The sequence below is a fragment of the Catenulispora rubra genome (assembly GCF_015356825.1).
GTDB lineage: Bacteria > Actinomycetota > Actinomycetes > Streptomycetales > Catenulisporaceae > Catenulispora > Catenulispora rubra.
The window spans coordinates 1-25619 of record NZ_JAACYW010000160.1; the positions used below are offsets into that span (position 1 = coordinate 1).

Consider the following 25619-nt stretch of genomic DNA (forward strand, 5'->3'; position numbering starts at 1 on the left):
GGTCCACGTCGAGGGCGGGCAGACCACGGTGCACGGCGGCGGGTTGCCCATCGGCGGCGGGCCCGGCACCGGCGGCGTCAGGTCCATGTCGCCGGTCCCGGCGCACAGCTTCTGGACCAGGTCGCTGCTGACGGTGCCGGCGACGGTCTTGTCGCGCTGCATGCCGCAGAGCCCGGACATGGTGTCCTGGTGGTCGAACGGCATGCCGTGCACTGCCACCGGGCTGGAGGCCAGCCACGGGGCGGCGCGCCAGTTGTCGGTGGCGGTGGTCGCGTGGGCCGCGCCGGCGGCAGCGATGAACGCGCCACCGGAGGACAAGGCCACGGCGGCGAAGGACAGGTACTTGCGCATCGCCGACTCCTTTCGTTGCGTTTGGTGTGTAGGGGAACTGGCCCCTCAACGCGGCAGAAGATCGGCAGGTCACGCGGAAGACAGCATTCGGGTGGCGTGCGGGCGTACAGAACAAAAAGCCAGCGCACCGGCGCCAGTCTGGGACACCGGTGCAAGAGGGCTGACAACTGATGGACGAAGATGTCGGACGAGGCTGCGTGACAGCTGCTTTTGGCCCGATGACCAGGCGCGCCGCGCTAGCCGCGCTACTGGATCGCGTCGAACTGGCCGGGCACGTAGTCGCCGGCCGGCTGCCGGGTGATGACGTTCATCCGGTTGAACGCGTTGATCAGCCCGATCTGGGCCACCAGGGTGACCAACTGGTCCTCGTCATAGTGCTTGGCGGCGTTCGCCCACACCTCGTCGTCGACCCCGGAGCCGTCGGCCAGCCGGGTGCCGGCCTCGGCCAGCTCCAGCGCGGCGCGCTCGGCCTCGGTGAAGCAGCCCGCCTCGCGCCAGGCGCCGACCAGGTTCAGCCGGGCCGCGGTCTCGCCGGCGGCGGTGGCGTCCTTGGTGTGCATGTCGAGGCAGAAGCCGCAGCCGTTGATCTGGCTGGCGCGGATCTCGACCAAGTGCAGGGTCGCGGTCGGCACGCTCGACTCGCGCAGGGCGCGGCTCGCGGCGATCAGGTACTTGGTGAGCTTGCCGCCGGTCGGGGTGGCGAAGGCGTTCACGCGGGCTTCCATGGTGTGCTCCCTCGGTGCTCGGGGTGGTTACACACTTGGGACGGGGAAGCTCGGAATCCTGTGACGTGCTCCGGTGTGATGTGTGCCACGTGCTGATCAGACCAGGCCAGAACCAGACCAGAACTCGGCAGGCCAGAACCAGGCCAGGCCAGAACCAGGCGAGGCTAGGCCAGAACCCGGCCAGAACCCGGCAGACCAGTGGGTCAGGCCGGGCCGGGCCAGCTCAGCGCCGCGGCGCCTTCAGCCCCTCCGGCAGCGCGGCCCCGAGGTGCTCGATGTCGGTGACCGCGTTGGCGTGCCCGGAGTCCACCGCGGAGCGCGCGATGTCCACGATCTGCTGCGGCAGCGCGACCAGGTGCCGGGCGAAGTCGTCGAAGTCGTTGCCGACCTTCTTCAGCAGCTCGGCGCACACGCTGGCGGCGTCGCGGCTCTCGGAGTCGCGCGGGTCGTCGTCGTCGAAGAGCCAGACCGAGCCCTGCTCCGCGCCGCGGATCTTCAGCGCCAGCATGCCGCCCTGGACGTAGCCGATCCCGAGGAACTCCTCGGTGAACCGGTCGTACAGCGCCTGGTTGGCGTACACCAGGTCCTGGTGCGGGTCCTCGCGGCGCAGCCCGAACAGCCACTGGTCGGCGATGAAGCCGCCGGCCAGGTTCACCGCCGGGCTGATCGGCCGGCCGCCGTCGGTGCCGGCCAGGAAGCGCCGGTAGGACGGCGGCAGCGCGAACCCCAGGTGCTGCTCCAGCTGCGCCATCGCGTCCTCCGGGACCGAGCCGCTGCGCTCGAAGGCGACCGGCTCCAGCATGCCCTCGGTGAACAGCCCCGAGCGGTTGCGGTCGGCCTTCAGCGTGGCCATGCCGCCGTGGTGCCGGAAGGCGCCGTGCAGCTCGATCGGCACGCAGTGCAGCATCCGGGACTCGGCGGCGTGCGCCCACGTCCAGCCCTGCGGCGTGGCGGTGTTCTGCCGGGCCGCCCACAGCGGGTCGCCGGAGTCCGCGGCCAGCAGGTTCGCGGCGATGACGTCGGTGACCCGGATCTCGTCCACGGACAGGCCGGAGGGCGGGTCCGCGATCTGCACCGTATGGCGCGCGTAGACGGCGAACTCCGGGTAGCCGTGCATGGTCAGGTAGATGCCGTGCGGGAACTTCCGGTCGAGTTCGGGGTCGCTGAACTCGATGATCCGTCCGGCGAACTGGCCGTTCGGTATGCCGTGCCGCTGTGCGGATGCCTGTGCCATCTGAGGTCTCGCTCCGGCCTTCTCACTTCTGTGGTGTCCGGTAGAAAGGTACCGGCTCCACACCGGTGGCGGGTATGTCGCCTGCCCTCCTCGCCCCGCCGGAGTGAACTTCATCCCGTTTGGTCCGTAATAAGCCTGTCGGAGGATCGGCGTACTCTAGGGATATCCCGACGCCGACGCATGGCTTCGGGCTGTTCGTCGTGCGCGAAGGGTGGCCCCTGTGAGCCTGTCCGGACTTCTTGACGCCGTAACCGACGACCGGGGGATCGCCGCGCTGCTGGAAGCGTCGGCGACCGCCGGCCGAACCTCCTTCGACCTGGCCGCGCCGCGCTCGGTCCGGCCGTTCGCGCTGGCCGCGCTGGCCCGCGCGCAGAGCTCGTCGGGGCGGCCGGTGCTGGCCGTCACCGCCACCGGCCGCGAGGCCGAGGACCTGGTCGCGGCGCTGCGCGGGCTGCTCGACCCGGAGACGGTCGTGGACTTCCCGTCCTGGGAGACGCTGCCGCACGAGCGGCTGTCCCCGCGCAGCGACACCGTCGGCCGGCGGCTGGCCGTACTGCGCCGCCTGGTCCATCCCGACGCCGCCACCGAGGGCGCGGGCCGGCTGCAGGTGGTCGTGGCGCCGATCCGCTCGGTGCTCCAGCCGCAGGTCAAGGGCTTGGCCGACCTGGTCCCGGTGGCCGCCCGCAGCGGCGAGGAGGTGGACCTGGACGAGCTGGTGAACCGGCTCGCCGCCGCCGCGTACATCCGGACGGACCTGGTCGACAAGCGCGGCGAGTTCGCGGTCCGCGGCGGCATCGTGGACGTCTTCCCGCCCACCGAGGAGCACCCGCTGCGGCTGGAGTTCTGGGGCGACCAGATCGAGGAGATCCGCTACTTCAAGGTCGCCGACCAGCGCTCGCTGGAGGTGGCCGAGCACGGGCTGTGGGCCCCGCCGTGCCGCGAGCTGCTGCTCACCGACGAGGTGCGCAAGCGGGCCGCGGCGCTGATGGAGGAGCACCCCGACCTGGCCGACATCCTCGGGAAGGTCTCCGAGGGCATCGGCGTGGAGGGCATGGAGGCGCTGGCGCCGGTCCTAGTCGACGAGATGGAGCTGTTGATCGACCTGCTGCCGCCCGGCGCGCCGATCGTGCTGTGCGACCCCGAGCGCGTGCGCACCCGCGCCGCGGACCTGGCCGCGACCTCCGCGGAGTTCCTGGACGCGTCCTGGGCCGCGACGGCCGGCGGCGGCAAGACCCCCATCGACCTCGGCGCGGCCTCGCTGAAGGACCTCGCGTCCGTCCGCGAGCACGCCATCACCCTGGGCCAGCCCTGGTGGTCGCTGACGCCCTTCGCCCCGGACCTGGAGCTGCTGCCGGAGGACGACGCGACCGAGGTCAGCCAGATCCACGACGCCGAGCAGTACGGCGGCGACACCGGCCGGGCGTTGGCCGACGTCAGGGCCCGTATCTCAGAGGGCTGGCGGGTGGTGCTGGTGACCCAGGGCCACGGCTCGGCCGAGCGCCTGGTCGAGGTGTTGAAGGGCGCTGACATCGGCGCCCGCTACGTCCCGGAGCTGGCGACCGTCCCGGATCCGGCGCTGGCCACGGTCGCCACCGGCACCATCGAGCACGGCTTCGTCGCCCCGGAGCAGCAGCTCTGGGTGATCACCGAGCAGGACGTCTCCGGCCAGCGGGTGACGACCAAGGACATGTCCCGCATGCCCTCGCGGCGCCGCAACGTCATCGACCCGCTGCAGCTCAAGGCCGGGGACCCGGTCGTGCACGAGCAGCACGGCGTGGGCCGCTACGTGGAGATGGCGCAGCGCACCGTCGCCGGCGCCACCCGCGAGTACCTGGTGATCGAGTACGCGGCGGCCAAGCGCGGCCAGCCCGGCGACCGGCTGTTCGTCCCCACCGACCAGCTGGACCAGGTGACCAAGTACGTCGGCGGCGAGGCGCCCTCGCTGCACCGCCTCGGCGGCGCGGACTGGCAGAAGGCGAAGTCCCGGGCCCGCAAGGCGGTCCGGGAGATCGCCGGCGACCTGGTGAAGCTGTACAGCGCGCGGATGGCCGCGCCGGGGCACGCGTTCGCCGCGGACACGCCGTGGCAGCGGGAGCTGGAGGACGCGTTCCCCTACGTCGAGACGCCGGACCAGCTGGCGTGCATCGACGAGGTGAAGGCGGACATGGAGAAGCCGGTCCCGATGGACCGGCTGATCTGCGGCGACGTCGGCTACGGCAAGACCGAGATCGCGGTGCGCGCGGCGTTCAAGGCGGTGCAGGACGGCAAGCAGGTGGCGGTGCTGGTGCCGACCACGCTGCTGGTGCAGCAGCACTTCTCGACCTTCGCCGAGCGGTACTCGCAGTTCCCGGTGACGCTCAAGGCCCTGTCCCGGTTCCAGACCGACAAGGAGGCCGAGGAGGTGCTGCGCGGCGTCGCCGACGGCTCGGTCGACGTGGTCATCGGCACCCACCGGCTGCTCGCGAACTCGGTGCGGTTCAAGCGCCTGGGGCTGGTGATCGTGGACGAGGAGCAGCGCTTCGGGGTCGAGCACAAGGAGCAGCTGAAGCAGGCGCGGGCCAACGTGGACGTGCTCACCATGTCCGCCACCCCGATCCCGCGCACCCTGGAGATGGCGGTCACCGGCATCCGCGAGATGTCGACGATCCAGACCCCGCCGGAGGAGCGGCACCCGGTGCTGACCTTCGTCGGGCCGTACGAGGAGAAGCAGATCGGGGCCGCGATCCGCCGCGAGCTGCTGCGCGAGGGGCAGGCGTTCTACATCCACAACCGTGTCGAGTCCATCGACCGCGCCGCCTCGCGGCTGCGCGTGCTGGTGCCCGAGGCACGGATCGCGACCGCGCACGGCCAGATGAACGAGCACGTGCTGGAGCGGCTGATCGTCGACTTCTGGAACAAGGAGTACGACGTCCTGGTCTGCACCACGATCGTGGAGTCCGGCATCGACGTCACCAACGCCAACACGCTGATCGTGGAGCGCGCCGACAACTTCGGCCTGTCCCAGCTGCACCAGCTGCGCGGCCGGGTCGGGCGCGGACGCGAGCGCGCGTACTCGTACTTCACGTACCCGCCGGAGAAGCCGCTGACCGAGACCGCGCACGAGCGCCTGGCGACCATCGCCCAGCACACCGACCTCGGTGCCGGCATGTACGTGGCGATGAAGGACCTGGAGATCCGCGGCGCCGGCAACCTGCTCGGCGGCGAGCAGTCCGGCCACATCGAGGGCGTCGGCTTCGACCTCTACATCCGCATGGTCGGCGAGGCGGTCGAGCAGTACCGGGCGCAGGCCGAGGGACGCGAGATCGAGGAGCAGGTGGAGATCCGCGTGGACCTCCCGGTCGACGCGCACCTCCCGCACGACTACATCCCCGGCGAGCGGCTGCGCCTGGAGGCGTACAAGCGCATCGCCGGCGCCGGCACGCACGAGGAACTGGCCGAGGTCCGCCAGGAGCTCGTCGACCGCTACGGACGTTTTCCACAGGCTGTGGAAAACCTCCTCGCGGTGGCGGCGTTCCGCATCGACGCCCGCGCGGCCGGGCTCGCGGAGGTCGCGGTGCAGGGCAACTTCGTGAAGTTCGGCCCGGTGAAGCTGCGCGAGTCGCAGGAGCTGCGGCTGCTGCGGCTGTACCCGAAGACGCTGGTGAAGGCGGCCACGGACACCATGCTGGTGCCCAAGCCGATGACGCGCGCCTCGGGGGTTCGGGGGTCGTCCCCCGATGGGCACAGTGGCGGGCAGCCGCTGCGGGACCAGGAGCTGCTGGGGTGGGCCCGGGACCTGATCGACGCCGTGCTGAAGATGTAGCAGCTGGTTGTCAGTGGGGCCTGGTTAGCTATTTGCGAACTATTTGCAACTGCTAGTCCTTCGCAAACCAGGCCGGCGACAGGGGGCTCGGATGAGTGCGACGTCAGCGCTGCCGAAGCAGATCAGGGCACTGCTCGTGGCGCGCGCGGTGAACCAGCTGGGCGGCTTCTCGCTCGCGTTCTTGACGGTGCTGCTGACGCGGAGTTTCGGCGCCAGCCTGACGGCCGCGGGCATCGTGTCGGCGGCGTTCGGCCTGGCGACGATCCCGAGCCGGCTCGCCGGCGGACGCCTGGCCGACCGCTGGGGCCGGCGGCGCACCATCGTGGCCGGCCTGGTCGGCTGCGCGGTGGCGCAACTGGGACTCGCGGCGGCACCGGGGATGGCCGCCGCGACGGTGTGCGCGGTCCTGCTCGGCCTGGCCTTCGAACTCTTCGAGCCGCCGAGCCAGGCGGCCATCGCCGACGCGGTGCCCCCGGCCGGCCGCGCCTCGGCCTTCGAACTGTTCGCCACGGCACTGGCCGCGGGGAGCCTGGCCGCGGGAGTGATCGCCGACGTGGTCGGGCGATGGAGCTTGCGCTGGCTGTTCGTGGTCGACGCCGGGACCGGGCTGGTCTGCGCGGTGATCGTGTGGCTGGCTTTGGCGCCGGACGCGGTAGTTCGAGCCGAGCGCGATCCGGCGACAAAGTCACCTGCGTCTGCATCCGTCTCCCCCTGGCGCGACCGAGTCCTCCTCCTAGTAACCGCCGCAGGCACCGTCTTCGCCCTCGTCTCCATGCTCATGCTCACCGGCCTCCCGCTCGCGCTCGCCGCCCTCGGCCTGAACCCCGCGAACGCCGGCCTGATCATGGCCGCCTCCACCGCCACCCTCGTGCTCGCGCGTCCCGTTCTGCGCCACCGTCGGCTCGCGGGTCTCCCGCACTCCGCCACGTTCGTCCTCGGCTACGTCCTGATGGCCGCGGGCTTCGGCGGCTACGCCCTCGCGCACACCCTGCCCACCCTCCTCGTGCCGACCGCGCTCTACAGCCTCGGCAACGTGCTCGTCATGGGGCGCTCGTTCGCCGTCGTCAGTGAGCTGGCTCCGGCCGAGGCTTCGGCGCGCTATCTCGCTATCTACGGCAGCAGTTGGGGTGTGGCCACGTTGCTCGCGCCGCTTGTGGTGACCTGGTTGATCGGCGCCTCCGGGCCCGCTCTGCTGTGGGGTGCGAGTGCCGTGGTGTGCTCGGCGATGGCGGTCGCGCAGCCGTGGGTCGTGCGGCGGGTGCGGGCTGCGGTCGGGGATCTTGGTGTGATCCACTCCACAAAGGCTGTGGCGGAACGCTACGATGCGGTGTCGATCTGAGTTGATCCGCATTCGCTGATGAAGCTCTGTGTGTGCCGCCAGGAAGGTTCAGCGCCATGATCCACGCCCGCTCCGTCCGACTCGCCGCCGTCGTCGTCCTCGGCGGGGCCGTCGCCCTCGCCACCTCCGCGTGCGGTGGTCCGATGCAGGCCGGGGCCGCGGCGGTGGTGCAGGGCCAGCGGACCACCGACGCCACCGTGCAGGACCAGGTCGCCTCGATCGTCTCGCTGGTCCAGCACAACAGCCTGCAGCAGGGCGACATCACCGACGCCCAGCGCGCCTCGCTGGCCAAGGCCCAGATCAACCTGCTGGTGCAGCAGGCGGTGTGGCAGCGGGTCGCCGACGACCACGGCGTCGCGGTGACCGCGGCCGAGGACACCAAGGAGCACACCACCCTGGTCGAGCAGGCCCGGTCCTCGCTCGGCGCCGCGCAGTTCACCGGCAGCGACAACGAGGCGGTGGCGCTGGCCGACGCCGAGTCGCAGAGCTCCACGGGCCTGGCGCCCAGTACCGTGCCGATCTACACGCACATCCAGGCCCTGATCACCGCGGTGGTCGGCGACACGGCCGGCAAGCTGCACGTGGACCCGAACGACCAGAACAGCCTGCCCGCCCTGCAGGCCGCGATCCTGCCGATGCTCTCCAAGGCCGCCACCGAGGTCAACGTCAAGATCTCGCCGCGCTACGGCAGCTTCGACCCGGCCACCCGGCAGATCGTCGCGGCGAAGGCCTCGTGGATCCGGCCGACCGCGGCCCAGCTCGCGGCCGCGGCGGCCGCCCAGCAGCAGCCGCAGCAGTAGACCAGGCTCCGGGCCGGTCCGCACCGGCCCGGAACATCTGAGGACGCCTCAGGACATCTCAGAACACCTCAGGACGCCGCGTACCGCTCGGCGATGGTGTGGAACACCTTCTTGGGCTCCCAGTTCAGCTCCGGGGAGTCCGGCCCGGTCATCTTCACCGTGCCGTACGCGGCCAGGTCCAGGTCCCGGCGCGGGTCCGTGGCGTGGTGCAGGGCCTGGAACGTCGCGAACGTGAACCAGAACGCCGAGTCGACCCCGGCCTCCTCGAAGACGTCGTAGAGCTCTGTGAAGTACGCCGTCTGCTCGTCCTCGCTGCGGAGGTAGTCGCCGTTCACGACCGGCGGCTCGACCGAGCTGTCGAGGATCGCCCACGCCATCCCGCCCCGGTCGCTCGACCCGACGTACGGCGTGCAGCCGAACTCGGTGGCCACCACCGGCTTGCCGTGCTTGAAGTGCTCGCGGATCTCCTCGGCGAACTTGTCCCGGTTCTCCGCCGAGCGGTAGGCGTCCACGGACACGAAGTCGAAGGGCCGCCAGTCGATGAACTCCCACGGCCCGGCGGCGTACGTCACCTTCCCCCCGAAGTGCGAGCGCACCGTCGCGGCGGCCTCGGCCAGATAGCCGTTGAACGTGCCCATGATCTCCCCGAGCCGGCTCCACAGCTCCATCCCGCCGCCGCCCAGGGTCGCGATGCGGGCGTAGGAGTCGTCGCCGTCGAAGTAGCCGGGGCAGAACAGCGAGGTCTCGCAGCCCGCCACGAACACCACCTCGGTGCCGGCCGCGCGGATCCGCTCGGCCCGCCGCGCGCAGTCGGCCAGCAGCTCCAGCAGGTCCTCCCGCGACGCCTCGCACGGGAACGGCGCGAACCAGACCTCCAGCCCGGCGTCCGCCGCGGCCTGCGCCGCCGCCTCCAGCCGGTCCGGCAGCGCCCCGGAGATCCGCACCGCGGTGCAGTGCAGGTCGTCGGCGATGACCCGCAGCTCACGCCGCGCCGTCTCCGGGTCGAAGTCCGGCCGGGAGTCCTTGCCGCCCGGGAAGAATCCGGTGTCGTAGTTGATGCCCTTGCCGCGCATAGCGCTCTCCCCTCCTATGTGCCGCGTCCGTGCGAGTGCCCCAGACGCGATATAACGTATCAGCGCTCTTCGGCGGAGACGGTCTCAGCGTGCGCCTCGACGTGCGCCGCGATCAGCTTCTCCAGCGGCTCGACCGCGGCCCCGCCGGTGACGCAGGCCCCGGCGATCGCGACGACCAGCACCACGGTGCCCAGCCAGGCCATCGTGGACACCGGCAGCACGAACGCCCCGACCAGCCGGGCCGCGCACTCGGCCAGCAGCCACCCGCCCCAGATGACGCTGAACAGGTTCTCCTTGGCGCGGAACTTGGCGCTCTCCGCCCTGAGCACGTCCCACGCAGCGGTCCGCGCCGCGTCGCCCTTGGTGACGAACGGCTTCAGCCCGGCGGTCATCATCGGCTTGCCGCCGCGCACCGACCACAGGATCCCCAGCGCGATCGTGCTGCTCACCGCGGAGTCCTTGGCGAGCATCAGGCGGGCGTTCCCGGAGACGAAGGTCAGCGCGATGGCCACGACGTTCACCGTCAGCATCAGCAGCGCCAGCGCGTTCGCCTCGCGCCTGACCGCCGCGGCCCAGATCGAGCGCGCCGCCGGCACCACGCTGGACAGGCCGAGGGCGGCGGCGGTGCCGAGGCCGAGCGCGCTGTGCAGGACGTAGTAGCCGCCGAGCGGGACCGCGATGTCGATGGCCAGCGGCGCCAGGGTCTGCTTGAGCGGATGGGCCTGCTCGGCGCTGGTCATGGCGGCGGTGTTCTCCGTGGATATGGCGGTGCTCGCTGTGACTGCGCTGGTTGTGACTGTGCTGGCTGTGACGGTGCTCGCTGTCGCGATGGTCATCGCGGGTCCTCTCCCCGAACGAACTGCTTAGGTCTGACCTAACTTTAGGCTGGACCTATTCGCTAGGTCAAGCCTAAGATGGAGGTCGTGGAGAACATGGAGAAGCAGGGACTGCGCGAACGCAAGAAGCAGCAGACTCGCGAGGAGATCGCGAACGTCGCGACGGAGATGTTCGCCGAACGCGGCTTCGAGAACGTGACCATCGCCGAGGTGGCCCGGGCCGCGGGCGTGGCGAAGATGACCGTCACCAACCACTTCCCGCTCAAGGAAGACCTCGTCTTCGACCGCGCGGAACACATCATCCGCGAACTCCCCAAAACGCTGGCCGGCCGTCCCGAGGGCGAATCCGTCCTGGCCGCGGCCCGGCGCGACTACGCCGTGCGGCTGGCCGCGGCCGACCCGACGCTCGGGCACCTCGGGATCCGCTTCGCCCGCATGGTCATGGACAGCCCGGCGCTGACCGTCCGGGAGCGCCAGATCCAGGTCGAGGCCGAGCAGGTGCTGGCCGACGAACTCGTGGCGCTGGTCGAGCCGGGCGAAGAACTGACGGCGCGGGTGGTGGCCGCGCAGATCTCCGGCGTCTACCGGATCCTGTACTTCACGGCCCGGAAGTTCTTGCTGGACGGCTTGCAGGGCCTGGAGATGGTCGAAACCCTCGGCGCCGCCGCGCAGCGCGCCTTCGCCCTCCTCGAAGCCGATCTCAGCGGCTTCGACCCGCGGCCCCGCCTACGATCTACTCCATGACCGAAGCCCCGCCGCCGGCCGGCCGCATCGTCTTCCTCGCCACCTCCCCGCGCGTCGCGCTCGGCCTGCTGTCCTGGCCGGCGTGGGAGGTGCTGCGCGAGGCGGACGTGGTCTTCGCCGGCGACGCCGACCATCCGCACATCCCCTACGTGGAACAGGCCACCGGCGCCGTGGTGGCGCTCCCGGACCACAGCCCGGCGATGGCCGCCGAACGCCTCCTGGAGGCCGCCACGCCGGCCCGCACGGTCGTCTGGCTCGCCGAGGACGAGGAGTTCGACGAGGAGATGGCGGTGGCGCTGGGGAACCGTCTGGTGCAGGCGCCGGCCTCCGCGGTGCCCGATCTCGAGGTCCTGCCCGGCTCCTACGACCTGCCCGGCGCGCATCTGCTCGACCTCGTGGACGTCATGGACCGGCTGCGCACCCCGGGCGGCTGCCCCTGGGACGCCGAGCAGACCCACGCCTCGCTCAAGAAGTACCTCCTGGAAGAGGCCTACGAGACCGTCGAGACGATCGAGGACGGCGACCCCCTGACGCCCGGCCCCGGCCGTGACGCGCTGCGCGAGGAACTCGGCGACGTCCTGCTGCAGGTGATGTTCCACTCGAGGATCGCCGAGGAACACGAAGCGGATCCGTTCTCGGTCGACGACGTCGCCGACGGCATCGTCGCCAAGATGATCCGCCGCCACCCGCACGTCTTCGGCGACGTCGAGGTCTCCGGCGCCGAGGAGGTGTCGGCGAACTGGGAGCGGAACAAGGCCGAGGAGAAGCAGCGCGCCTCGGTGACCGAGGGCGTGCCGATGACCCAGCCGGCGCTGGCGCTGGCCGCGAAGCTGGCCGGCCGGGTCCGCAAATCCGGGCTCGCGGTCCCGGCCGGACCGCCGCCGGAGCTCCCGGAAACCGCCGACGAACTGGGCGAACAGCTCCTGGCGACGGCGGTCGAGGCGGTCTCGGCGGGCTGGGATCCGGAAGAAGCTCTGCGAACGGCCGCGCGACGGTACCGTGACCGCATCATTACGGCCGAGGCGGAGCTAGCCAGGGGGTAGGGGTGCCGGGTTAGTCTGAACGTGGTAGGCGAAGCGGACCGGCCGACTTCTCCTCATGACCGGTAGCTAACAGGGAGAAGAGAATCCACCATGTTCGGTGAACTCCAGCCGTGGCACGTGATTGTGCTGCTCGTAATTCTGTTCCTGCTGTTCGGGGCCAAGAAGATGCCGGACATGGCCCGCTCGGTCGGCCAGTCGCTGCGGATCTTCAAGTCCGAGATGCGGCAGAGCCAGAAGGAGACCGAGGAGGTCGCCAAGCAGGCGAGTGAGGCCGCGCGCGTCACGCCGCCCGCGGTCGAGAACGTCGGCACGCCGTCCTCTGTGCACGACGAGGCTCAGAAGCAGGCCAACGCCAGCTGAGCGGTCCGCAGCGCGCCGCCTGAAAGCCCTGGGGCCTCCCGCGATCGGCGAGAGGCCCTTGAGTGCTGTCTGTTTCCAATACCGCATTCGCAAGCCTTAGGTCCGCACCGGCTCGCCGGCGCGGACCCGTGGATCACTGCCCCGGCAGGGTGTTCTGGAAAGCGCCGTGCGCGGCGGAGGTCAGCCAGTCCTTCTGGCTGTTGTCGTTGCGCAGGTCGGCGTAGACCGCCGTGGTGATCAGTACGTAGCGGTGGAAACTGCCGAACTTGCCCTCGCGGGTGAAGGTGCCGCCCTTGGCGAGCTTCGTGCACGTCTCGGCGCCGGGCTGGCCGGCCGGCGGGCACCACTGCGCGTAGTCGCCGGTGTGCGTGGCGCTCAGCTTCTTGTAGATCGCCGTGGCCGTGGCGGCGTCCGGGTACGGGATCACCATCGCGCTGACCACGATCCGGCTGTTGGCCGGGTCGATCCAGGACGCGGCCATGAAGTTCGTGCAGTCCACGGAGCGCACGATGTTCTGCACCACCGCGTCGCCGACCTTGGCGCACGGCTGCGACTGGGCGAACTTGAGCGCGTAGGTCACCTTCTTGTCGTCGGTGAACGACTTGGCCACCAACGCGTCCGCGGTGAACGGCGTCTTGTCGGTGGTCGCGCTGTCCAGGCTCGCGCCGCCGGCCGGCGAGGAGGCCGAGGCCGGCGGGGCCGCCGAACCGGTGTAGCTGTTGTCCGGGAACGACGAGGAACTCGACGACGAGGCGCTCGACGACGCGGGAGTCGTCGGGGTCGTCGGCGTCGACGCGGCCGCGGTCGGGGCCGGCTGTGCCTTGGGTGTGCTCTTGTCGCCCTTGGTCAGCACATAGATGCCGCCGGCACCGCCGACGAGCACGACCGCCGCGACGACGATCGCGACGACCCGGCCGGTGGTGTTCTTCTTCGGCGGCGGCGCGTCGCCCGGGAACGGCACGCCGGGCATCTGCGGCGGCGTGAACTGCGGGGGCGGCGGCTGCATCGGGAACTGCGGATACTGGCCGGGACCCGGCTGCGGCATGGATTGCGGCATGGATTGCGGCGGCATCGGCTGCTGCATCGGCTGCGGCGGCGGGCCCTGCTGCGGCATCGGCTGCTGCGGCGGCGCGTAAGGACCCTGGTTCCAGCCACCGCCCTGCTGGGGCTGCTGCGGCGCTTGCTGCGGCTGCTCCGGCGGCTGAGGCTGGGATCCCCAGCCCGGCTGGATCTGGGTCTCCCAAGGCGGCTGAGAAGACATGGCCACAGCATATGCAGTACTGCAGTACTGATGACAGACGTGCAGACTCTTCGCCGATCTCAGCCGTGAGGCGGTCCTCTATCGTCGGAGAATGGCAGATACCCCTGACGCACGCTTCGAGGCACTGGCCGCCGACATCCTGGACGGGCTGTGCCGCCGGCATCCGGACTGGGCCGGGATCCTCGGCCTGCACGAGTACGACGCGGAGTTGCCGGACCTGTCCGCCGGCGGGCTGGCGGCCGAGTCGGCGTGGCTGGCCGGCCGGGCCGAGGACCTGGCCGAGCTCGTCGAGCGGGACGCCGCCGGGATGTCGGCGGCGAACCGGGTGGACGCCGCGATCCTGGCCAATCACCTGGCGGAGCGCCGGTTCCAGATCGACGAGCTGCGCGAGGACGAGTGGAAGCCGGCCGAGGCCAATCCCGGGGTCGCGTTGTACACGCTGCTCGCGCGCGACTACGCGCCGGCGGCGCAGCGGCTGGCGGCCTTCGCGAGCCGGTTGGAGCAGGTGGCGTCGACGCTGGCCGACAACCGTTCGCTGCTGGCGGGCAAGCAGCTGTCGCGGATCCACGTGGAGCTGGCGATCGGGCAGTTCGAGGGGACCGTCGATCTGATCGGCGGCGAGCTGGACGCGGCGATCGAGGCGGCCGCCGGGGACGTTTCCGAGGCACGGGCAGCGATCGAGGCCGTGCGCCCGGCCGCGTTGGAGGCGCTTCAGGAGCACATCGCGTGGCTCAAGGAGCGGCTGGCGGCCGGCGACGCCGGGAAGGAAGAGTTCCGCGACCCGCGCATCGGTGCCGAGATGTTCGCCCGCAAGCTGTCCCTGAGCCTCGACGCGGAGTCGGACGCGGCCGCGATCCTGGCTCGGGCCGAGGCCGATCTGGACCGGGTCTCCGCGGAGATCGTCGAGGCCGCGGCTGACTATGAGGGCGTCGCAGTGCCCTCAGATGCCGCGGAGCGCTCGGCGCTGGTGCGGCGCGTGCTGAACCGTCTCGCCGAGGCCGCGCCGGACAACGAGACCATCCTCGAATACAGCCGGCAGGCGTTGCTGAAGCAGTTCGACTTCGTGCGGGAGCACGAGTTGGTCACCGTGTATTCGGACCCTTATGAAGTCTCCGCGATGCCGGAAGTGCAGCGGGGCGTGGCGGTGGCCTACTGCGATCCGCCGGGTCCGTTGGAGCAGGCCGATGTCCAGACGATCCTGGCCATCTCGCCGACGCCCGAGGACTGGACGCAGGAGCGCGTCGACTCGTTCTTCCGCGAGTACAACCTGCACATGTTGCACAACCTGATGGTCCACGAGGCGATGCCGGGGCACCTGTTGCAGTTGCAGCACTCGCGCCGGCAGCAGGCGCCGACCCCGGTGCGCGCGGCGCTGTGGTCCGGGTCGTTCGTCGAGGGCTGGGCCGTGTACGCCGAAGAACTGATGGCCCGCCACGGTTATCCCGGCGACGGCGATCCGCGCGCGGTGCGGATGCAGCAGCTGAAGATGCAGCTCCGGATGATCATCAACACGATTCTCGACGGCCGCGTCCACTGCCACGGCATGACCGAGGGCCAGGCCATGGCGCTGATGACGGAGCGCGGGTTCCAGGAGGACGGCGAGGCCGCGGGCAAGTGGCGGCGTGCCCTGCTGACCAGTTCGCAGCTGTCCACGTACTACGTGGGCTACGTCGAGGTCTCCGACCTGGTCCGCGATCTGCGGGCGGACCATCCCGAGTGGTCGGAGCGGGAGCTGCACGACGCGGTGCTGGGGCATGGCTCGCCCGCCGTGCGGTATCTCAGGGAGCTGATCTGTATTTGATCGACAGAAGCCCACGTAGCCGGCAGGCTTCCCCGTGACCTGTCCTAGACGTTCAGGTAGCGGAGGACCGCCATCACCCGGCGGTGGTCCTCCGCCGCCGGGGTGAGGTCCAGCTTGGTGAAGATGCTCGACGTGTGCTTCTCCACGGCCTTCTCGGTCACGAACAGCCCGGCCGCGATCGCCGAGTTGGAGCGGCCCTCGGCCATCAGCCCCAGCACCTCGCGCTCGCGTGGGGTGAGCGTCTCCAGCGGGTCGTTCTTCTTGCGGCGGCCCAGGAGCTGCGCCACGACCTCGGGGTCCAGGGCCGTACCGCCGGCCGCGACGCGCTTGAGGGCGTCCACGAACTCCTCGACCTCGGCCACGCGCTCCTTCAGGAGATAGCCGAGACCGTTGGCGCTGCTGGAGAACAGCTCCTGCGCGTAGGCGGCTTCGACGGCCTGGCTGAAGACCAGGACGGCCATGTTCGGGTACTTGGCCCGGACCTCCACCGCCGCGCGCAGGCCCTCGTCGGTGAAGCTCGGGGGCATGCGGACGTCGGCGACGATCACGTCCGGCTTCAGGGCGTCGGCGGCCTCGACCATGCCCTTGCCGTCGTCGACTTTAGCCACGACGTCGAACCCCGAATCCGCGAGGAGCCTGGCCAGGCCCTCGCGGAGCAGGACCGCGTCTTCGGCGATCAGGACGCGGATGGGTTCGGGCATTCTGCTGTTAATTGTCCCAGCCTCCATGATGATCATCTACTACGAAACTGGCCGCTCGCATGGCATCTCCATGATGATCTGAGTCGGTCCGCCTACGGGGCTGCTTATCGACAGGATGCCATCAAGGGGCGCGATGCGGTCGGACAGGCCGGCCAGGCCGCCGCCGGGATTGGACTCGGCGCCGCCGACGCCGTTGTCGCCGATGATCATCTGGAGCCGGCCGTCGCGCAGGTGCAGGTCGATCCAGGCGCGGGTGGCGTCGGCGTGCTTGGCCATGTTGGCCAGGGCTTCGGAGGCGACGAAGTAGGCCGCGGACTCCACTTCCGGGCTGGGGCGCCAGGGCAGGGCGGCGTCCACCTCCACCGGGATCGGGGAGCGGCCGGCCAGCGCGGACAGCGCCGCGTCCAGGCCGCGGTCGGTCAGCACCGCGGGGTGGATGCCGCGGGCCAGGTCGCGCAGTTCGCTCAGGGCCAGCTTCACGCCTTCGTGCGCCTCGGCGACCAGCTGCGCGGCGGCCGCGGAGTCGGCCTCGTCGCCGGACTTCAGCTTCGACTTGGCCCGGCCCAGGTCCATCGCCAGGGCGACCAGGCGCTGCTGGGCGCCGTCGTGCAGATCGCGTTCGATGCGGCGGCGCTCGGCCTCGGCGGCGCTGACGGCCTGGCTGCGGGTGGTGCGCAGGGCTGCTTCCCGGCGGTCCAGTTCCGGGCGGCTCAGGCCGAGCAGCGCGCGGCCCAGACCGGTCTGGGTGCGGGTCCCCAGCTCCAGCAGGATCGGGCCGACGAACCAGGCGAAGACCACCGAGACGCCGGCGAAGGCGACGATGGACGGCAGGGTGCTGATGTAGTACTGGCTGCCGTTGACGTGCATCAGCGGGATGCGGTGCCCGGGCAGCGCGGTGTACCAGAAGGGCAGGGAGAGGCCGCCGAGGATCATCGCCCACGTCGTCACGATCACGGTGAACCAGCCGGCGCCGATCGTCGCCGAGATGACCAGGTGCACCAGGTCGCGCCAGGTCGCCGGGTCGGAGACGTGGCCCAGCAGCCGCTGCAGCACGTTGCCGGCCGGCCCGGGCTCCCGGTACGGCGTCGGCACGCGCTCGCCGGTGAGGTTCAGGATCCGCAGCCGCTCCTTGCGGCTGGCCCGGCGCAGGCCCGCCACCGCGGCCAGCAGCAGCGGCAGGCCGATGAAGACCAGGACCAGCGGGCCGCCGACGCTCAGCGCCACGGTCATCCACAGCACCTGGAAGAAGGCGACGGCGAACGAGCCGAGCAGGTAGCCCTGCTGGCGCAGGGCGCGGCCGGTGAAGGGGCCCTTCAGCAGTTCCCCGGGGCCGAGTACCGGCGCGGGGTCGTCATCGCGCCGGCTGGCGACCTTGGCTCCCACAGTCGTGATCATAGGTCCAGCATCGGGGAATCGGTCCGGGATTCCGATGGGGGTGACCCTACTGTTGGGCGGATGGTGGCCCGAGTGCGCGGTCCGCTTATGTGCTGGCTTCAGCACGTCCGTTCGGTACCGGCCAGGGGAACACACAGCGAACGCTGCGCACCGCGTGGTCCCCGTCTCACTCCTCGACCCTGCTGAGCAAGGACCTCTGCCTGCCGAGGGATAGGCTCTGGAGGCGAAACCATCAGAGCTTAAGGAGAGATGCGACGTGGCGTCCATCGAAGCCATCAACGCGCGGGAGATCCTGGACTCGCGCGGCAACCCGACCGTCGAGGTCGAGGTGCTCCTCGAAGACGGCAGCTTCGCCCGCGCGGCGGTCCCCTCGGGTGCCTCCACCGGCGCCTTCGAGGCCGTCGAGCTGCGCGACGGCGACCCGGCCCGCTACGGCGGCAAGGGCGTCGAGCGGGCCGTGCAGGGAGTACTGGACGAGATCTACCCCGCCGTGGTCGGCGAGGACGCCTCCGACCAGCGGCTGATCGACCAGGCGATGATCGACCTGGACGCCACGCCGAACAAGGCCCGCCTGGGCGCCAACGCGATCCTCGGCGTCTCGCTGGCGGTCGCCAAGGCCGCCGCGGAGTCCGCCGAGCTGCCGCTGTTCCGCTACCTCGGCGGTCCGAACGCGCACACGCTGCCGGTGCCGATGATGAACATCCTCAACGGCGGCGCGCACGCCGACTCCAACGTGGACATCCAGGAGTTCATGATCGCGCCGATCGGCGCCGGCAGCTTCCGCGAGGCGCTGCGCTGGGGCGCGGAGGTCTACCACGCGCTGAAGTCGGTGCTGAAGGAGCGGGGCCTGAACACCGGCCTGGGCGACGAGGGCGGCTTCGCGCCGGACCTGCCGTCCAACCGCGACGCGCTGGACCTGATCAAGGTCGCGATCGAGAAGGCCGGCTACGTTCCCGGCCGGGACATCGCGCTGGCGCTGGACGTCGCGGCGTCGGAGTTCTACAAGGACGGCGCGTACCAGTTCGAGGGCAAGACCCGCACCGCCACGGAGATGACCGAGTACTACGCCGAGCTGGTCGACGCCTACCCGCTGGTGTCCATCGAGGACCCGCTGTTCGAGGACGACTGGGAGGGTTGGAAGATCCTCACCGACCGCCTGGGCGCCAAGGTCCAGATCGTCGGCGACGACCTGTTCGTCACCAACCCCGAGCGGCTGGCCCGCGGCATCGCCGGCGGCCAGGCCAACGCGCTGCTGGTGAAGGTGAACCAGATCGGCACCCTGACCGAGACCTTCGACGCCGTGCAGCTGGCGCACCGCAACGGCTACCGCTGCATGATGTCGCACCGCTCCGGCGAGACCGAGGACACCACGATCGCCGACCTGGCCGTCGCGGTGGACTGCGGCCAGATCAAGACCGGCGCCCCGGCCCGCTCGGACCGCGTCGCCAAGTACAACCAGCTGCTGCGCATCGAGGAGGAGCTGGACGACGCCGCGCGCTACGCGGGCCGCTCGGCCTTCCCGCGCTTCACGCACGAGGGCTGACACCCGGCCGACACCCGGGCTAACACCCGAGCCAACACCCGAGCCGCCCGCCGGTACCGCCCGCCCTGACCGGCAGGCGGTATCGTCGCAGGCATGAAGTCGGAGGCTGAGGGCTCTGTACCTCGGCGCTTGAGCGCGGTCCCGACGCAGCGGCAGGATGCTGCGTCGGGATCTTCGCGTTCCTCCGGCGATGGTGGTTCCGGCTCCGGCGGCGCTGCTAAAAAGCGCACGCGATACACGGCGCGGGCCGCGATCCTGATGCTGGTGCTCTGCGCGTTGGTCCTGGCGCTGGCGTACCCGCTGCAGCAGTACTTCTCGCAGAGTTCGCAGATCGACCAGCTCAAGCAGCAGAACTCGGAGAAGCGCGCCGAGGTCGAGCAGCTGCGGCAGCAGCTGGCGCAGTGGCAGGACCCGGATTACGTCAAGATCCAGGCCCGCCTCCGGCTGCACTACGTGTTCCCCGGGGAGACCGGCCTGCGGCTGCTCGGCGCGGGCGACGCGGCGACCGGTGGGCCGGACGGGACTCTAGGCCCGTCGGAGGGCTCCAGCGCGTGGTACGCGCAGCTGTGGAGTTCGGTGACTGCTGCGAGCGGGGCGCCGGTGCCTTCTTCGACGCCTTCGGTGACTGCGGGGCCTACGCCTTCTTCGGCGACCGGGCGCTGAGTCGGCGCAACCCGAGCGCGGCCGCGCTTTCGGTTGGCTGCTTTTCAGCGGCTGGTCGGGGCTATCGCGGTTCGCGGCTCGCTGATCGGTGCGTCGGTTTCATTGTGTTATGAGTGATTCGCCCCTAATTCGAGTATCGGCGAGCCCTCTGACAGTCACCTTCGCCGCACCCTGCCGCTAGCAGCCGCATCTCGCCGCGACCACCGTGTCCCGCCGCATCTCGCCGCGACCGCCGTGCCCAGCCGCGACCGCCGCTACCGCGTCACCCCGAGGTACTTCAGCACCGCCAGCACCCGCCGGTGGTCCTCGTCCGCCGGCGGCAGCCCGAGCTTCGTGAAGATGTTGCTGATGTGCTTCTCCACCGAGCTGTCGGCGAGCACCAGTTGCTTGCCGATCGCGGCGTTCGAGCGCCCCTCGGCCATCAGGCCGAGCACCTCCCGTTCGCGGGCGGTCAGGGCGTCGGTGGGTCGGGAGCCGAGGAGCTGGACCACGACCTCCGGGTCGAGTACCGTGCCGCCGGAGGCGATCTTGGACAGTGCCTCGACGAACTCGCTGACGTCCGCGACCCGCTCCTTCAGCAGGTAGCCGACGCCGGAGACCTTGCCGCCGAAGAGGTCGCGGGCGTAGCGGGTCTCCACGTACTGCGAGAACAGGAGCACGCCGACCTTCGGGTGGCTCTTGCGCAGCTCCAGTGCGGCGCGCAGGCCTTCGTCGGTGTGTGTCGGCGGCATCCGGATGTCCATGACGACCGCGTCGGGCACGTCGGCGGCGACCGCGGTCAGCAGCTCGTCGGCGTTGGGGACGGCCGCCGGGACGTCGTGGCCGCGCTTGGTGAGGATCTGGACCAGGCCGTCCCGCAGGATTGCGGAGTCTTCGGCGATCATGATGCGCACGGGGGTCTTCTCCTTCGGCGGTGGTCCTGAACCACCCCGAAGATAGCCGAACCGTGCGGCGGCGGCTGGACCTCGTCAGGTCGGCCGCCGCGCTCACACGTGCGCTACACGTGCATCGGCAGCTTCACGAGCACCAGCGTCGGGCCGCCCACCGGGCTGTCCACGGCCAGCGAGCCGTCCACGGTGCGCACCCGGTCCAGCAGCCCGGCCAGCCCGCCGCCGTAGCCGACCTGCGCGCCGCCGCGGCCGTCGTCCTCGACGGTGAGCGACAGCCGGCCGTCCTCCTGCACCACGGACAGCGCGACGCGGCTCGGTGCGCCGTGCTTGGCGGCGTTCGTCAGCAGCTCCGCGGCGCAGAAGTAGGCGATGGTCTCGATCGCCCGGTCCGGCCGCTCTCCCAGCGCGACGTTCACCGTCACCGGCATCGCCGAGCGCGCTGCCAGCGTGCCCAGTGCGTCCCGCAGGCCGTTGTCCAGCGCCGCCGGGTGGATGCCGCGGGCCAGGTCCCGCAGCTCGTTGATGGCCTGCTTGGCGCTGCGGTGCGCGGTGTCGATCAGCGCGCGGGTCTCGACCAGGTCCAGCTCCGAGCCGCTGCCGGTGGCGTCCAGGTTCTCCTTCGCCTCGCCGAGCTGCATCGCCAGCGCCACCAGCTGGGCCTGCGCGCCGTCGTGCAGGTCGCGTTCGATCCGGCGCAGCCGCGCGGCGGAGTCGTCCACGGCGTGCGCCCGGCTCACGGTCAGCTCCTCCACCCGCAGCTCGCTGCTGGTCGGGCCGAGCAGCGCCCGCATCAGCAGGGTGTCCAGCCAGATCCAGAACTTGAGGATCCAGACCGCGGCGAGGACCCACACCAGGCCGATCGCCGAGACCAGCAGCGCCCGCGGCCAGGTCTCGATGTAGAAGCCGTCGCCGATCTGCAGGGCCGAGTGGTGCACGACGCCGTGGCTGTCCGTGTCCTTCACGTCGAACAGCGACCACCAGATCGGATACGCGGCCAGGACCACGCCCTCGACCACGCCCAGGCCCAAGGTCATGATGTACGCCACGCCCAGCGGCGCGCGCACGAACAGGTAGGCCTGCGACCGCCAGGCCGCCAGGTCGCCGAGGGCCGCGCCGAGCTTGGCCAGCAGCCCGTGCGCGGTGTACCAGCGGGCGTTCGGGTGCGGCGGCTCGATCTCGACGCCGAGCAGCCCGCGGGCCAGGGAGCGCTGGACCCCGCCGAACTTCTTGGCCAGGAAGATCGCGGAGGCGATCAGGGGCAGGCCGATGAACGTGAAGGACAACGCGCCGCCGACGGCCAGCGTGACCACCACGTAGACGAAGCCCGCGATCCCGAGCGGCGCACACACCAGGGCGTACAGGTAGTGGCGGGCGGTGCGTCCCGACACCGGGCTCAACAGGAAACGCTTCATGGGAAAAGCTTCGCCGATCATGCCTGTGCCGCCCACGGTGCGGCCACGGAAGTTCAACCCCCGGTTATCCCTACCATCATCGCCCGGTCCGGCGCACGATCTGCCGTGAGCCGCGCCGGGAGTCGTGCCGTGAGCCGCGCGGCGTCGTGCCGGGTCGCCAGGTCAGAAGGGCGCGCGGTGTCAGGAGGGGAGCGCGGGGCTGGTGGTGGACGCCGTCCAGGTCAGCTTCTCGACCCAGGTCTGCCCGCCGGCCTCGTCCACCTCGGGCACCAGATCCGAGAAGCGCTCCAAAGCGGCACTCAGCGCGGTGGCCAGGGATGCGCTGGCCTGCAGCGCCTCCACACCGCTGGCCGCCGCCCACTTCTCGGCATCGACCGTGACTCGGACTTTGACCGTTGCCGATACGTTCACGTCCACGCACTCAGGGTAACCTCTTGCGGCCTCACGCGGGATGGCCTTCTATACGCGGCATGGCCACGGTCGCGGAGTTGATCGGCGTTCAGTCCCGGCACGACGGGGTCGGGCTGCTCGGCCCGGACGGCCTGCGGTATCAACATACGGAGATCGCGGCGCAGGCCGCCACCAGGGCCGCGCTGTTCGGCGACCGGCATCGCGCGGGCATGCAGCCGCATATCGGAGTGCTGCTGGGCAACACCGACGAGTTCGCGTTCTGGCTCTCCGCCGCCGCGCTCGCCGGGGCGGCGCTGGTCGGCGTGAACCCCACGCGGCGTGGCGCCGAGCTGGCGCGCGACGTCCGGCACGCGGAGTGCGAGCTGCTGGTGACGTCGCGCGCACAGCTGCCGCTGCTGGCGGGGCTGGGCCTGGAGACGCTACCGCTGCTGGTCGTGGACGAGCCGGACTATCGGGAGGCGCTGGAGCCGTACCGGGGCGTGACCGTCGCGGACGTCAAGCCGGTCGCCCCGGTCACCGAGGACACCCGGCTGCTGCTGTACTTCACGTCCGGCTCGACCGGCGCGCCGAAGGCGGTGACGTGCGTGCAGGGGCGGGTCGCGGCGTCCGGGAAGGCGATGGCCGAGCGCTACGAGCTGACGGCCTCCGACGTCTGCTACATCCCGATGCCGATGTTCCACGGCAACGCGATCCTGGCGAACTGGGGCCCCGCTCTGGTCGCCGGGGCCGCCGTGGCGCTGCGCGAGCGCTTCTCGGCCTCCGGCTTCCTGCCCGACGTGCGCGAGTACCAGGCCACGTACTTCACCTACGTCGGCCGCGCGATCTCCTACGTCCTGGCCACCCCGGAGCGCCCCGACGACGCCGAAAACCCGCTGCGCGCCGGCTTCGGCACCGAGGCCGGCCCCCTGGACCGCGAGCGCTTCGAGCAGCGCTTCGGCTGCCACCTGTCGGAGGGCTACGGCGCCTCCGAGGGCGGCATCAACGTCGTCGCCCCGCGCACGTTCCCACCCTCGGTCCTGGCCCGCGGCGCCGCGGTCGGCCGCACCGACGAAACCCTGTCGATCGTGGACCTGGAGACCGACCAACCCTGCCCACCGGCCGAGTTCGACGCCGCAGGCCGCCTCCTGAACGGCGCCACCGCGATCGGCGAACTCGTCGGCACCGGCCCCGGCGGCTTCACCGGCTACTGGAACAACCCCACAGCCGACGCCGAACGCTACTCCGAAGGCCGCTACCGCAGCGGCGACCTGTTCTACGCCGACACCGACGGCTGGCTCTACTTCGCCGCCCGCAAAGCCGACCGCATGCGCGTGGACGGCGAGAACATCTCCGTAGCACTCCTGGAGGCGATCCTCGCCCGCTGGACCCCGGTCGAGGCAGTCGCGGCCTACGCAGTCCCCGACGAGGTCACCGGCGACGCGGTGATGTGCGCGCTGGTACTGAGACAGGGCGCTGCCTTCGACCCGGCGGCCTTCGCGCACTTCCTTGCCGAGCAGCCGGATCTGGGCACCAAGATGGCCCCGCGCTTCATCCGCATCACGCCGGCCCTGACGACCACCGCCACTGAAAAGGTGTCGCGCTACGTGCTGCGGGAGCAGGGGTGGTGGCACGTCGGCGATGACGCGGTGTGGGCACGGCTAGGGCGGGGGACCGGGTACGAGCTGATCGACCGAGACCAGTAGCACTGCCAAGCCGCCGTTGCCGGCAGCAGCAACCGCCGCCTTACCGCCCTACCGCCAACCCGCCGCCAAAGGCAGCGTCAGCCGGAACTCCGCGCCCCCGCCCTGTGCCCCGGCGGCCGTCACGCCGCCGCCGTGCCCCACGGCCACCTGCGCCACTATCGCCAGTCCCAGGCCGGAGCCGGGCAGGTCGCGGGCGCTGGCGGCGCGGTAGAAGCGGTCGAAGACGTGCGGGAGGTCGGCCTCGGGGATGCCGGGGCCGTGGTCGCGGACGATCAGGGTGACGGTGCCGTCGCCGGCGGCGGCGGTACGGACCTCGACCAGGCCGCCGTCGGGGGAGAACTTCGCGGCGTTGTCCAGCAGGTTGCGGACGGCCTTGGCCAGGCGGTCGGTGACGCCGACCACCACGCTCTCGTCCAGCTCCGTCTTGAACGCCGCGTTGGGCCAGTGTGCGGCGGCGCGGTCCACGCAGCGCTGGACCAGCAGGTCGAAGCGCATCTCCTCGAACAGCGCGGCCTGCTCCTCGCCGCGGGCCAGCTCGACCGTGTCGCTGACCAGCATGGTCAGGTCGTCCAGGCCGGACATGATGCCGGACACCAGCGCCTCGCGGTCCTCCGGGCCCAGCCGGTGCGCGTAGGCCAGCACCTCGACGTTGGTGCGCAGCGAGGTCAGCGGCGTGCGCAGCTCGTGCGAGGCGTCGGCGACCAGCTGGCGCTGGCGGTCCGTGGCCTGCTGGACCGCGTCGAGCATGCCGTTGAAGGTCGCGGCCAGCCGGCCGAGCTCGTCGCGGGGCTCGCCGGGCGCTCCGTCTATCGGGATGCGGTGCGCCAGGTCGTGGGTGGCGGCGATGCGCTCGGCGGTGCTGGTCAGCTCGGCGACGGGACGCAGCGCGGTGCGCGTCACCAGCCAGCCCAGGCCCGCCGCCAGCACGATGCCTGCCGCACCGGCGCCGAACAGCTGCCAGCCGAGCGAGGACAGCTGTTTGTCCATCGCGGTCAGCGGGGCGTCGAACTGGATCGCCTGCCCGTTCTTGATCGACAGTGTCAGGATCCGGACCCGCTGGCCGTTCATGTGGCCGGAGTACAGGGCGCTGTCCGTGGATCCGGCGGCGACCTGGATGTCCTGCTGGGAGATCGGGATCACCAGGGCTGGGGCGGGCATGAGCGCGTAAACAGCAGGCAGCCGCTGCGTCCCGGGCCGTACCGGCTGGGGTTGCAGCGCTTGTCCGGTGGAGTCGAGGTACTGGACGTTGGTCGTGGTGTCGCCGAACTTCCGGCTCCGGACGCCGTCGTAATGGGGCAGGCGGTGGCTGGTGAGCAGCACCTTCTGCGCCGTCTCGCCCTGGTCGAGCAGACCGTCGTCGACCTGCTGGATCAGCGAGTGCCGCACGGCCACGTACGCGAACCCCACGCCCCCGCCGACGCCCGCCGCCACCGCGATCGTGGCCGCCAGGGCCAGCCGGGCCCGCAACGGAGTACGGCGCCACACGGCCAAGGGGGTGCGGCGTCGCGGCGTCCCGGCGGGTCTGTTCTCGACGTTCTCGGCGTTCTCGGCCC

General features: G+C 71.0%; 22 protein-coding genes. 10 read left to right on the forward strand and 12 right to left on the reverse strand.

Annotated elements, in window-relative coordinates:
- The 3 genes from GWK61_RS33515 to GWK61_RS33525 all read right to left on the reverse strand — a co-directional run.
- Positions 1 to 351, reverse strand: a 351-nt coding sequence (locus GWK61_RS33515; protein WP_194915703.1) for a hypothetical protein, incomplete at its 3' end; no start/stop codon positions are given.
- Positions 352 to 596: 245 nt separating this feature from the next.
- Positions 597 to 1076, reverse strand: a complete 480-nt coding sequence (locus GWK61_RS33520; protein WP_194915704.1) for a carboxymuconolactone decarboxylase family protein — start codon at positions 1074 to 1076, stop codon at positions 597 to 599.
- 223 nt (positions 1077 to 1299) lie between these two features.
- Positions 1300 to 2310 (reverse strand): SMI1/KNR4 family protein, encoded by a 1011-nt coding sequence (locus GWK61_RS33525; RefSeq protein ID WP_194915705.1) that lies wholly within the window; start codon positions 2308 to 2310, stop codon positions 1300 to 1302.
- Positions 2311 to 2530: 220 nt separating this feature from the next.
- Here GWK61_RS33525 and mfd point away from each other — a divergent pair, with 220 nt between their 5' ends.
- From mfd to GWK61_RS33540, 3 genes are all read left to right on the forward strand, one after another.
- A complete protein-coding gene (gene mfd, locus GWK61_RS33530; protein ID WP_194915706.1) occupies positions 2531 to 6112 on the forward strand; it encodes a transcription-repair coupling factor in 3582 nt (1193 codons plus the stop codon).
- A 91-nt stretch (positions 6113 to 6203) separates the two neighbouring features.
- Positions 6204 to 7451, forward strand: a complete 1248-nt coding sequence (locus tag GWK61_RS33535) for an MFS transporter (protein ID WP_194915707.1) — start codon at positions 6204 to 6206, stop codon at positions 7449 to 7451.
- A 56-nt stretch (positions 7452 to 7507) separates the two neighbouring features.
- Entirely contained in the window at positions 7508 to 8251 is a 744-nt protein-coding gene (locus tag GWK61_RS33540; protein WP_194915708.1) for a SurA N-terminal domain-containing protein, read from the forward strand.
- A gap of 68 nt (positions 8252 to 8319) precedes the next feature.
- Here the strand turns inward: GWK61_RS33540 and GWK61_RS33545 are convergent, their stop codons facing one another.
- Positions 8320 to 9324, reverse strand: coding sequence for a glycoside hydrolase family 113 protein (locus GWK61_RS33545; protein ID WP_194915709.1), 1005 nt, complete (start codon positions 9322 to 9324; stop codon positions 8320 to 8322).
- A 59-nt stretch (positions 9325 to 9383) separates the two neighbouring features.
- A complete protein-coding gene (locus GWK61_RS33550; protein WP_228563369.1) occupies positions 9384 to 10160 on the reverse strand; it encodes a VC0807 family protein in 777 nt (258 codons plus the stop codon).
- A gap of 96 nt (positions 10161 to 10256) precedes the next feature.
- On the opposite strand from GWK61_RS33550, the gene GWK61_RS33555 reads away from it, so the two are divergent.
- From GWK61_RS33555 to tatA, 3 genes are all read left to right on the forward strand, one after another.
- Complete coding sequence (locus GWK61_RS33555) at positions 10257 to 10904, forward strand: TetR/AcrR family transcriptional regulator (protein ID WP_228563373.1); 648 nt, start codon at positions 10257 to 10259, stop codon at positions 10902 to 10904.
- Positions 10901 to 11947, forward strand: coding sequence for a nucleoside triphosphate pyrophosphohydrolase (locus tag GWK61_RS33560; protein WP_194915711.1), 1047 nt, complete (start codon positions 10901 to 10903; stop codon positions 11945 to 11947). The genes GWK61_RS33555 and GWK61_RS33560 overlap by 4 nt, the downstream gene beginning before the upstream one ends.
- Positions 11948 to 12037: 90 nt before the next feature.
- A complete protein-coding gene (gene tatA, locus GWK61_RS33565) occupies positions 12038 to 12307 on the forward strand; it encodes a Sec-independent protein translocase subunit TatA (RefSeq protein ID WP_194915712.1) in 270 nt (89 codons plus the stop codon).
- Between the two features lie 133 nt (positions 12308 to 12440).
- On the opposite strand, the gene GWK61_RS33570 is transcribed toward tatA, so the two are convergent.
- Positions 12441 to 13568 carry a hypothetical protein gene (locus GWK61_RS33570; RefSeq protein ID WP_194915713.1) on the reverse strand — a complete coding sequence of 376 codons (1128 nt, stop codon included), beginning with the start codon at positions 13566 to 13568 and terminating at the stop codon, positions 12441 to 12443.
- A 91-nt stretch (positions 13569 to 13659) separates the two neighbouring features.
- Between GWK61_RS33570 and GWK61_RS33575 the strand changes: the two genes are divergently transcribed.
- The gene (locus GWK61_RS33575) at positions 13660 to 15369 is read left to right on the forward strand and encodes a DUF885 domain-containing protein (RefSeq protein WP_194915714.1); all 1710 of its coding nucleotides are present in this window, start codon (positions 13660 to 13662) and stop codon (positions 15367 to 15369) included.
- A 44-nt stretch (positions 15370 to 15413) separates the two neighbouring features.
- Here GWK61_RS33575 and GWK61_RS33580 read toward each other — a convergent pair whose 3' ends face one another.
- Positions 15414 to 16070, reverse strand: a complete 657-nt coding sequence (locus GWK61_RS33580) for a response regulator (RefSeq protein WP_194915715.1) — start codon at positions 16068 to 16070, stop codon at positions 15414 to 15416.
- A gap of 39 nt (positions 16071 to 16109) precedes the next feature.
- Complete coding sequence (locus tag GWK61_RS57170; protein ID WP_228563370.1) at positions 16110 to 17465, reverse strand: sensor histidine kinase; 1356 nt, start codon at positions 17463 to 17465, stop codon at positions 16110 to 16112.
- 256 nt (positions 17466 to 17721) lie between these two features.
- Between GWK61_RS57170 and eno the strand changes: the two genes are divergently transcribed.
- Both eno and GWK61_RS33595 read left to right on the forward strand, forming a co-directional pair.
- A complete protein-coding gene (gene eno, locus GWK61_RS33590) occupies positions 17722 to 19008 on the forward strand; it encodes a phosphopyruvate hydratase (protein ID WP_194915716.1) in 1287 nt (428 codons plus the stop codon).
- A gap of 93 nt (positions 19009 to 19101) precedes the next feature.
- Positions 19102 to 19671 carry an FtsB family cell division protein gene (locus GWK61_RS33595; RefSeq protein ID WP_194915717.1) on the forward strand — a complete coding sequence of 190 codons (570 nt, stop codon included), beginning with the start codon at positions 19102 to 19104 and terminating at the stop codon, positions 19669 to 19671.
- A 254-nt stretch (positions 19672 to 19925) separates the two neighbouring features.
- On the opposite strand, the gene GWK61_RS33600 is transcribed toward GWK61_RS33595, so the two are convergent.
- From GWK61_RS33600 to GWK61_RS33610, 3 genes are all read right to left on the reverse strand, one after another.
- Positions 19926 to 20555 (reverse strand): LuxR C-terminal-related transcriptional regulator, encoded by a 630-nt coding sequence (locus GWK61_RS33600; RefSeq protein ID WP_194915724.1) that lies wholly within the window; start codon positions 20553 to 20555, stop codon positions 19926 to 19928.
- Positions 20556 to 20668: 113 nt separating this feature from the next.
- A complete protein-coding gene (locus GWK61_RS33605) occupies positions 20669 to 21973 on the reverse strand; it encodes a sensor histidine kinase (protein WP_194915718.1) in 1305 nt (434 codons plus the stop codon).
- Between the two features lie 180 nt (positions 21974 to 22153).
- Entirely contained in the window at positions 22154 to 22390 is a 237-nt protein-coding gene (locus GWK61_RS33610; RefSeq protein ID WP_194915719.1) for a hypothetical protein, read from the reverse strand.
- A gap of 53 nt (positions 22391 to 22443) precedes the next feature.
- Here GWK61_RS33610 and GWK61_RS33615 point away from each other — a divergent pair, with 53 nt between their 5' ends.
- Positions 22444 to 24066 carry an AMP-binding protein gene (locus GWK61_RS33615; protein ID WP_194915720.1) on the forward strand — a complete coding sequence of 541 codons (1623 nt, stop codon included), beginning with the start codon at positions 22444 to 22446 and terminating at the stop codon, positions 24064 to 24066.
- A gap of 48 nt (positions 24067 to 24114) precedes the next feature.
- Here the strand turns inward: GWK61_RS33615 and GWK61_RS33620 are convergent.
- Positions 24115 to 25619: sensor histidine kinase (locus GWK61_RS33620; RefSeq protein WP_228563371.1), on the reverse strand; the 1505-nt coding region annotated here is incomplete at its 5' end.

What these genes read in the sequence shown, in the direction of transcription:
- GWK61_RS33520 (WP_194915704.1), bottom strand. Translation starts at nt 1,076, where the DNA reads ATGGAAGCCCGCGTGAACGCCTTCGCCACCCCGACCGGCGGCAAGCTC.
- GWK61_RS33525 (WP_194915705.1), bottom strand. Translation starts at nt 2,310, where the DNA reads ATGGCACAGGCATCCGCACAGCGGCACGGCATACCGAACGGCCAGTTC.
- GWK61_RS33535 (WP_194915707.1), top strand. Translation starts at nt 6,204, where the DNA reads ATGAGTGCGACGTCAGCGCTGCCGAAGCAGATCAGGGCACTGCTCGTG.
- GWK61_RS33540 (WP_194915708.1), top strand. Translation starts at nt 7,508, where the DNA reads ATGATCCACGCCCGCTCCGTCCGACTCGCCGCCGTCGTCGTCCTCGGC.
- GWK61_RS33545 (WP_194915709.1), bottom strand. Translation starts at nt 9,324, where the DNA reads ATGCGCGGCAAGGGCATCAACTACGACACCGGATTCTTCCCGGGCGGC.
- GWK61_RS33550 (WP_228563369.1), bottom strand. Translation starts at nt 10,160, where the DNA reads ATGACCATCGCGACAGCGAGCACCGTCACAGCCAGCACAGTCACAACC.
- GWK61_RS33555 (WP_228563373.1), top strand. Translation starts at nt 10,257, where the DNA reads ATGGAGAAGCAGGGACTGCGCGAACGCAAGAAGCAGCAGACTCGCGAG.
- GWK61_RS33560 (WP_194915711.1), top strand. Translation starts at nt 10,901, where the DNA reads ATGACCGAAGCCCCGCCGCCGGCCGGCCGCATCGTCTTCCTCGCCACC.
- tatA (WP_194915712.1), top strand. Translation starts at nt 12,038, where the DNA reads ATGTTCGGTGAACTCCAGCCGTGGCACGTGATTGTGCTGCTCGTAATT.
- GWK61_RS33570 (WP_194915713.1), bottom strand. Translation starts at nt 13,568, where the DNA reads ATGTCTTCTCAGCCGCCTTGGGAGACCCAGATCCAGCCGGGCTGGGGA.
- GWK61_RS33575 (WP_194915714.1), top strand. Translation starts at nt 13,660, where the DNA reads ATGGCAGATACCCCTGACGCACGCTTCGAGGCACTGGCCGCCGACATC.
- GWK61_RS33580 (WP_194915715.1), bottom strand. Translation starts at nt 16,070, where the DNA reads ATGCCCGAACCCATCCGCGTCCTGATCGCCGAAGACGCGGTCCTGCTC.
- GWK61_RS57170 (WP_228563370.1), bottom strand. Translation starts at nt 17,465, where the DNA reads ATGATCACGACTGTGGGAGCCAAGGTCGCCAGCCGGCGCGATGACGAC.
- GWK61_RS33595 (WP_194915717.1), top strand. Translation starts at nt 19,102, where the DNA reads ATGAAGTCGGAGGCTGAGGGCTCTGTACCTCGGCGCTTGAGCGCGGTC.
- GWK61_RS33600 (WP_194915724.1), bottom strand. Translation starts at nt 20,555, where the DNA reads ATGATCGCCGAAGACTCCGCAATCCTGCGGGACGGCCTGGTCCAGATC.
- GWK61_RS33605 (WP_194915718.1), bottom strand. Translation starts at nt 21,973, where the DNA reads ATGAAGCGTTTCCTGTTGAGCCCGGTGTCGGGACGCACCGCCCGCCAC.
- GWK61_RS33615 (WP_194915720.1), top strand. Translation starts at nt 22,444, where the DNA reads ATGGCCACGGTCGCGGAGTTGATCGGCGTTCAGTCCCGGCACGACGGG.